The organism is Arthrobacter sp. (genome assembly GCF_031179985.1).
Classification (GTDB): domain Bacteria; phylum Actinomycetota; class Actinomycetes; order Actinomycetales; family Micrococcaceae; genus Arthrobacter.
The window spans coordinates 48344-55744 of record NZ_JAPSHJ010000006.1 but is presented as its reverse complement, the minus strand read 5'-3'; the positions used below and the strand labels follow the sequence as shown (position 1 = coordinate 55744).

Here is a 7401-nt window from a genome sequence, read left to right as displayed (position 1 = left end):
ACAGGCAACCGCCTATTCCGGTCGCAGCCTTGGCGCCTGCTTGTCGGGCGAACCACCCGCTAACCACAAGGAACTCTGACTACATCCCGCGGTGAAGTTGCTTCCAGCAGTAGAGCGCGCACGTCTGGTGCCGGATCACTGGCAGGGGTTCGTCCCTGCGCTGACGGTGCCGCGCTGATTGAACAGCTGCGGAACCTTGAGGACCTGAAATCCGCCGCAGCCGCGCTGCAGGCCTGCATCGCCGTCGCGTTCGACGCCGACCAGCGCGGCACCCAGCACCAGGCCGGGAACCTGCTGCCGCATAGGGCACCAGGGAAACCACCCCTGTCCAGTTGACCGTCTCCCTCCTCACAGGCAATCCATAGCTTCTCCCGGTGACGCACACAGCCGTTCGGAGAAGTCTTGAACCAGTTGCCAGGCCATCGGCCGGCCCAAATTTTCGAGGAGTACCGTGAGCGTCCTTGCCCGGAGTGTAGGCAATGCCTTCAGAAACAAGATCAGAACAACCGCCGTCGTGGCTGTCCTTGCCGTAGCGATCGGGCTGGCACTTGCCATGCTCGTGGCCAACCAGGCCGTTACTGCCAAAGTGACGGAACTGAATGCGTCCGTCGGGACCACCCTCACCGTCAACCCGGCGGGAGGCCAAGGATTTGAAGGCGGCGGTGAGCCCTTGACAGCCCAGGAAGCCACCACAGCCGCCGCAGTTCCCAACGTGACCGAAGTTGTGGGCACAAAGGCCCTCCGGCTCCGGAACGCCACAGAGGCGGCAAGCCAGGGAGCAGGCGGCGGTGGAGGTTTCGGCGGTCAAGCCACAACAACAATGACCACGAGCCTCACCCCAGCGGTAGACGCGGGGACGCTCGGGAACCGCAACCAGGAGACCGGTACCACGGGCACTCAACCGGCCCGCACGTTCTCCCTGCCCATCACGGCGACAGGGATCGGAGCCGAGGTAGACAGCACCGGCAAGGCGCTGGACATTACGGACGGCTCAGGCCTCGGCGACTACACGGCAGCGTCAAAGAGCGCGCTGCTTGGAACCACTCTGGCGGAGAAGAACAGCCTGAAGGTGGGCTCCACCTTCACCATCAACGATCAAACCTTCACCGTCGCCGGACTCTTCGACGCCGGCACCGCCTTCGGCAACAATGCCGTTTACCTCACCCTTCCGGAGGCCCAGACCCTGGCCGCGCTTCCGGGCGAGCTCTCCACCATGATTGTGACGGTAAACAGCATGGAGAATGTGGACGCCGCCAAGACTGCTCTCCAAACCGCCCTCGGCACAGACAAGGCAGACGTCACGCAAGGACAGCGGAACCTGGAGACGGCCGTCAGTTCCCTGGACAGCGTCAAGAACATTTCATTCATGGCCTTCGTCGCCGCGCTCGGTACCGCCGGCCTCATCATCCTGCTGATCATGGTCATGCTGGTCCGCGAACGCCGCAAGGAAATCGGAGTGCTCAAGGCCATCGGCGCACCGAACAGGACTATCGGGCTGCAGTTTGTCCTCGAGGCTCTTGTGTTGGTGACGTTGGGCAGCGCGGTGGGCGCCGCCGTCGCCTCCTTTGCCAGCGGCAGCATTGCTACCGCCCTCATCGGCTCGAGCACCACCACAACAGCCGCACCCGGAAATCGTGGCGCCGCGGGCGGATTCCCCGGCGGAGGTCCACTCGGTGGTGCCACCCAGCTCCTGACTTCCGTCACGGCAAGCGCCTCACCCGGGGTTATAGCCGCCGGCATTGCCGCCGTCTTTGGTGTGGCCATCATCGGGGCGTTGGTCCCGGCCTTGCTTACCGCCCGCATCCGTCCTATCGAAGTCCTCCGAGGAGAGTAGCCATGATCGAAGTCAAGAACCTGGTCCGCACGTTCCAGAGCGGTGACCGCACCATCAAACCCGTCAACAACGTCAGCTTCGAACTCGCGGAGGGAACACTGGCGTCCATCGTTGGCAAGAGCGGAAGCGGCAAGAGCACACTGTTGTCCCTGCTCGGGGCCCTGGACAAACCCACCAGCGGAGACGTCGTCGTGAACGGCGTCAGCCTGGCAGGCATGCCGGACGGCAAACTGACAGAGTACCGACGGCGGGACATCGGCTTTGTCTTCCAGCAGTTCAACCTGATCCCCAACCTCACGGCGTTGGACAATGTGATGCTGCCGATGGAGTTTGCGGGAGTCCGCCGTTCCGTGCGGACGAAGCGGGCTAAGGAGTTGCTGGAACAGGTGCAGCTGGACGTGGACAGGCACGATCGGCGAATCAACCGGCTCTCCGGCGGAGAACAACAGCGCGTTGCCATTGCCCGCGCGCTGGCCAACGAGCCGAAACTAATCCTCGCGGATGAACCCACCGGCAACCTCGACGAGCAGACCGGCGGGCACATCATTGAGCTCCTGAGCTCGCTAAGACGGGAGCACAACACCACAATCCTGGTAGTCACCCATGACCGTTCCCTTGCCAACAAGACGGACAGGCGCTTCCGGCTTCAGCAGGGTCGCCTGACGGAGGAAACGGCACCCAAACAGGTTCAGGGCATGGCTCCCGCCAGCCCAAAGGCAGTGGCGGCAACGGCACCTGTGGGCTAACGGCCCAGGGCCGGGATTCGGCTGAGCCAGGTAGGCGGCAAAAAGTGGGGCGGCGGCCCGGGATTCCTCCCGGATCGCCGCCCCTAGTCTCGTCCTTAGAAGCGGATGGCGTCGATGACCTTGACCCGTACCGCGACCGTTGCCGGTATGGCGCCCGCGAGCGCCCCGACCAGCACCGCCGCACCCAGGCCGAGCATCGCCGCCTCAATGGGGAAGGGCGGATATTCGGTCAGCCCGGGCGCAACCTTGGACTCGATCCAGGGATTCTTCACGATGGCGACGCCGAGCATCACACCGATCACACCCGCAACGGCCGTCGCCACTACGGATTCCATCATGACACCGAGGAAGATCCGCCGGGACGTTGCGCCGAAGCTGCGCCGAATGCCGATCTCCCGCACCCGGTACCGCACAGTGACCATTGAGATGTTCAGCATGCCGACGGCGCCCAACAGCAGCACGAGGCCAGCCACCCCGCCAATGGCAAGTTGGGCCACGGCGAAGGGATCTCCGTTGCTCGCGTAGTCCATACGGTCGACGTGAATCTGCATACCTGGAAACTGCTGCTGAAGATCGGAGGTGATAGCAGCCTTGAGGGGTCCGGCCTGGGCATCCTGCACCCAGAACTTGAACTGCCCCCCTGCGGCTGCGATTCCCACCCGCTCTGCAGCACCCATCAGCATGAAGGCCTGAGGCGGAGCCTCAGGATACTGGTCTGCAACCACGCCGATCATGACTGCCGTGGTTTTCGGGTCCCCGGTAAGCGTCACCTTCGGGTGGGTGACCAGGCTGGGACGGCCGGCTGCGTTGTAGAACGCCTCTGACACCACGACGGCGGGAGCAAGGCGCTCTTCATCGTTGGCGGCAAACCATGTTCCAGTGCTCACGTCAGTGCGGTGTATAACTCCATACCCCGGATCCACCAACTGCATCTGGACTTGCTGCACTCCAGAAGGAAACTGGAACCCATGCTGGCTCAGGCCGACGTGGGTGTAATACTCCACTCCATAGCGCTTGATGATGCCCTTGTACGCTTCCTCGAGTTTGACCGGATCCGGCATCGTAGGTCCGTACACGCCCAGGCCCAGGGTGGCGGACCGGCCGCCGTTGCGCTCGGAGTTCGCCTTCATCCCCTCGCGTGCCAGATCGCCTACGCCTACTACGGACGTCAAGGCCCCTACGGACAGAGCCACACCAATGAGTGCGAGCAGGATCCGGGTTTTGTTGATGCGCAACTCCTGCCACGCCTCCACTAGGGCGGACACAACCCCGGTCATGCGGACACTCCCAGGGGAACCTCGGTGGACGTCAACACACCGGAGTCGAGCCGGTAGCTGGCCCGCGCAAGGGCAGCCACATTGACGTCGTGGGTGATGGTCACCAGCGCAGCTCCCGATTCGGTGGCCACCGTATCAAGAAGAGCCATCACGGCCTGGCCGGTGTCGACGTCGAGCGCTCCGGTCGGTTCGTCGGCGAGGATCAGCCGTGGTCCGCGGACCAGCGCCCGTGCGATCGCAACACGCTGTTGTTCCCCGCCCGAGAGCATGTTGGGAAAAGTCTCTGCCCGGCCGGCCAGGCCAACCCTGTCCAGCATGTCCATGGCCAGTTCCCGGCGCTTCCAGAAGTGGGACGGGCCGGCATACAGGAGCGGCGTAATCACGTTGTCCAAGGCGCTGCGCCCAGGCAAGAGGTTGAACTGCTGGAAGACGAAGCCTACCGAGGACCCTCGGAGCCTCGCCCTGGCGTTGCCGCGGATTTGCTCCACCGGAGTCCCCTGAAACCGAAGCTCCCCGCCCGTCGGCGTATCCAGCAGTCCGAGGAGATTCAGCAGCGTGGACTTTCCGCAGCCGGAACGCCCGACGACGGCGGTGTGGTCACCGCTGTGCACCGTCAGGTCCACACCGCGCAATATGTGGAGCTCCTGATCGTCCGGCAAGAGAACTGTTCGTGTTACTCCGCGCAGGGAAACGAGTTCCTCCACAGCTCAGCCTCCCATCGGGCCGGGGCCGAACTGCGCTCCGGGCTGCTCCTGTGCGGGGGCACCCGGAACAAACTCCAGCACGGACTCGCCCTCGGCCAGTCCCGAAACTATCTCCACTACGGTGCCGTCGTTGAGGCCGAGCTGAACCTTCCGCTGTTCCGGGGGCGCTGCATTGGCAGGCGGTCCCTGCGGCGGACCAGCCGCTGCACCTTCAGCACCTGGTCCGGCCGGACCTCCGTCGCCGCCTGCGGCTGGGCCGCTTCCGGCCGGAGCGAGCCAAACAATTCCATCCTTAACGTTGCCCTGAACAGCAGTAAGCGGCACGGTGACAACGTTGGCGGACTCCCCCGCTGTCACAGTCATAGTGGCACCCAAACCTGCAAATACTTCGACGCCGGACGGGATGGCGCAGCTAAGGGTCCCGGTGGGGGTGGTGTCCTGCTCAGGCACCGCCCCTCCTCCGCCCGGACCGGCCTGGGCATACGGCACTGAACGCCCAACGCTGCCCCCGCCTGCACTGGCGAGACCGCCACCGGCATTCGCAGGGGTGTCACCGGCAGCATTGTTTTTCAAAACTACGGTGGGACAGGTGAAGGGGGCAGGTCCACCCACAACCGAGACCTGCGCCGACCCCGGCTTGGCAAGCAGCCGGTACTGCTGGGCGGCGTTGACTGCACCCGAAACAGTGAACGTACCGGGGTTGACTGTTCCCGTCACCTCACCCACGCCCACCTGCTGCTTCAGCAATACGGTCAAGGTTTCCAATGTCCCGGAGACAGGAGCCAGCACGTCGGTATAGGTGTAGAGCGGAACGCGGGCCGTCACCTGTTGTGGAGCGGAAGCGCCAGGCTCGCCCGCCGTCGTCGTATTCTGTTCCGTTTCCTCGGTTGGTTCCGGCGGAAGCTCCGTGCGGACCTGGTAGAGACGGTCTCCGAGCGCGACTTTGGCTCCGGCTTCCAGGAAGATGTGCGACACCACGCCGGCGGCCGTGCTTCGGACGCCAGCAGGGGCATCGCTCTGGACGGTCGCCTTGATTTCCACCGAGTTGGTGACGGTGGCGCGTGCCGCCTGAACCACCGGGATGGCGACCTGGGCACTGGGTCCGGCCACGGCGTCATCGGGCTTCAGTCCGTCTACAAAGGCGATTTTGACCAGGGTCACTGCAATGACGGCGAACACGGCCAGCCAGGCCACGGGTAAAATGACGCGCCTGAATACTCTCATCTCTTCTCCATTCGGTGACTCCCCACAGAACCTCTCTGCGAGAGATGCCCTCAAAGCCTAACCCTCCCCGCGTAGTGCCATTGGACCCCGGGTCTCACCACGCCCAGGCTTTCCTCACTGCAGTGAGAAGATGGGCACCATGACTGCTCCGATCGCGAAGCCATGGCTCTTCAGCCAACCTGACCAGGACCCCCGCACCGCCACCGGCCGGACGCTGCGCTGGGGCATCATCGCCACTGGCGGGATCGCTAATTCGGTGTCCAAGGACCTGGCGTTGCTTGCAGACGCCGAAATCCATGCCGTCAGCTCCCGGACCCAGGGTGCGGCTGACGCGTTCGCCGCCCAGTTCGGAATTCCCCACGCATTCGGCGACGACGACGGCGCCAGCGGCTACCAGCGGTTGCTCGCCCACGAGTCAGTGGACGTAGTGTACGTCGCCACTCCCCACGCCAATCACTTCCAGATCACCCTTGCTGCCTTGAATGCCGGCAAGCACGTCCTCGTCGAGAAGGCCTTCACTATCAACGCCAGGGAAGCCGCCGAACTCATCGCTCTGGCGAGGTCCCGGAATCTCTTTCTGATGGAAGCTGTGTGGAGCCGTTTCCTGCCCAGCATGCAACGAGCCTTCGAGATCTCCGCATCAGGAGAACTCGGGCAGGTCCAGTGGGTGAACGCCGATCTCGGCTTCCCGGCGGAGTACTCCCCTACCGCGCGCCTCTGGGCTGTGAAAGACGGTGGCGGGGCCCTCCTTGATCTCAGCGTTTACCCCCTGCTGTGGGCGTTGGGCACCTTGGGCTTCCCGCAAACGGTCAGCGCCACCGGTTCTGTGAACGACGACGGCGTGGACGCCCAGAATGCGCTGACGCTCGGCTACCACCACGGTGCCCAAGCCCAGCTCACCTCATCGCTCTTGGCTCACGGGCCGCGCGCCGCTACGGTCGCAGGCAGCCGCGGCTACCTTCATACCATCGGATCCATCAACAATCCGCGGGAGCTCACCGTGAAGATTGGCTTCGAGGCACCGCGAATGGAGCACTTCGACGTTGTCGGTCGGGGCTATTCGTACGAACTCCGTGAGGTAACCCGGTGCATCCAACAAGGCCTGACGGAAAGCCCCGTGATGCCGCTCGATGACTCGCTCAACGTAATGAGGCTCTTCGACGGTGTTCGGGCGCAGCTGGGGGTCACTTACCCTAACGATGCGCACTGACTTGGTGGGACCCCCGGATCGCTGATCCGGAGTCCAAGCCGGGATGGCTTTTGTGGCTTCTTCCATCCGCCAGATTTCTGCCCTGTGGCTATGGACTCTCGAACGCGTACGGGATTACCCTGTTGCCAAGTCGTCATAAATGGGGAGGGGGGGCGACTATCCATGGGTATTTTTGGGCCTTCATGGCACACGCCCCGTTCCCTCCCTTCCCTTCGCTCCCTGCTTTGGGGCGGAGCAGCAGCCGTCGCGTGGCTCGCCCTTTCTTCGCCTGCCGCCAACGCGGACGCCGGAACTCATCCAGGCTCAATCTTGGGCGGACTGTCATCTGTTTCTTCAGTGACCTCAGCGGCCGGTGACGCCATATCAGCTGTTCCCTCACATTCGCGTGCGGTGAATCCGTCTCCTG

The 7401-nt window shown here is 63.8% G+C and carries 7 protein-coding genes; 3 read left to right on the top strand and 4 right to left on the bottom strand.

Going from position 1 to position 7401, the window contains the following annotated elements; all coding sequences use genetic code 11:
• Nucleotides 1-135: 135 nt before the first annotated feature.
• Nucleotides 136-303, bottom strand: coding sequence for a hypothetical protein (locus RIN13_RS04540; protein ID WP_309106149.1), 168 nt, complete (start codon nt 301-303; stop codon nt 136-138).
• A 148-nt stretch (nt 304-451) separates the two neighbouring features.
• Between RIN13_RS04540 and RIN13_RS04535 the strand changes: the two genes are divergently transcribed.
• Nucleotides 452-1834, top strand: a complete 1383-nt coding sequence (locus RIN13_RS04535; protein WP_309106148.1) for an FtsX-like permease family protein — start codon at nt 452-454, stop codon at nt 1832-1834.
• A 2-nt stretch (nt 1835-1836) separates the two neighbouring features.
• Complete coding sequence (locus RIN13_RS04530) at nt 1837-2580, top strand: ABC transporter ATP-binding protein (protein ID WP_309106147.1); 744 nt, start codon at nt 1837-1839, stop codon at nt 2578-2580.
• Nucleotides 2581-2675: 95 nt separating this feature from the next.
• On the opposite strand, the gene RIN13_RS04525 is transcribed toward RIN13_RS04530, so the two are convergent.
• From RIN13_RS04525 to RIN13_RS04515, 3 genes are read right to left on the bottom strand one after another with little or no spacing between them, the layout of a single operon-like run.
• A complete protein-coding gene (locus RIN13_RS04525; protein WP_309106146.1) occupies nt 2676-3857 on the bottom strand; it encodes an ABC transporter permease in 1182 nt (393 codons plus the stop codon).
• Nucleotides 3854-4561 (bottom strand): ABC transporter ATP-binding protein, encoded by a 708-nt coding sequence (locus RIN13_RS04520; protein ID WP_309106145.1) that lies wholly within the window; start codon nt 4559-4561, stop codon nt 3854-3856. Before RIN13_RS04520 ends, RIN13_RS04525 begins: the two co-directional genes overlap by 4 nt.
• 3 nt (nt 4562-4564) lie before the next feature.
• On the bottom strand, nt 4565-5785 hold the full coding sequence (locus RIN13_RS04515; RefSeq protein ID WP_309106144.1) for a hypothetical protein: 1221 nt from the start codon (nt 5783-5785) through the stop codon (nt 4565-4567).
• 139 nt (nt 5786-5924) lie between these two features.
• Between RIN13_RS04515 and RIN13_RS04510 the strand changes: the two genes are divergently transcribed.
• On the top strand, nt 5925-6995 hold the full coding sequence (locus tag RIN13_RS04510; RefSeq protein ID WP_309106143.1) for a Gfo/Idh/MocA family oxidoreductase: 1071 nt from the start codon (nt 5925-5927) through the stop codon (nt 6993-6995).
• The last annotated feature ends 406 nt before the right edge of the window (nt 6996-7401 follow it).

Excerpts from the sequence above, each read along its gene's own strand:
- RIN13_RS04540 (WP_309106149.1), bottom strand. The coding sequence starts at position 303 with ATGCGGCAGCAGGTTCCCGGCCTGGTGCTGGGTGCCGCGCTGGTCGGC.
- RIN13_RS04530 (WP_309106147.1), top strand. The coding sequence starts at position 1,837 with ATGATCGAAGTCAAGAACCTGGTCCGCACGTTCCAGAGCGGTGACCGC.
- RIN13_RS04525 (WP_309106146.1), bottom strand. The coding sequence starts at position 3,857 with ATGACCGGGGTTGTGTCCGCCCTAGTGGAGGCGTGGCAGGAGTTGCGC.
- RIN13_RS04515 (WP_309106144.1), bottom strand. The coding sequence starts at position 5,785 with ATGAGAGTATTCAGGCGCGTCATTTTACCCGTGGCCTGGCTGGCCGTG.
- RIN13_RS04510 (WP_309106143.1), top strand. The coding sequence starts at position 5,925 with ATGACTGCTCCGATCGCGAAGCCATGGCTCTTCAGCCAACCTGACCAG.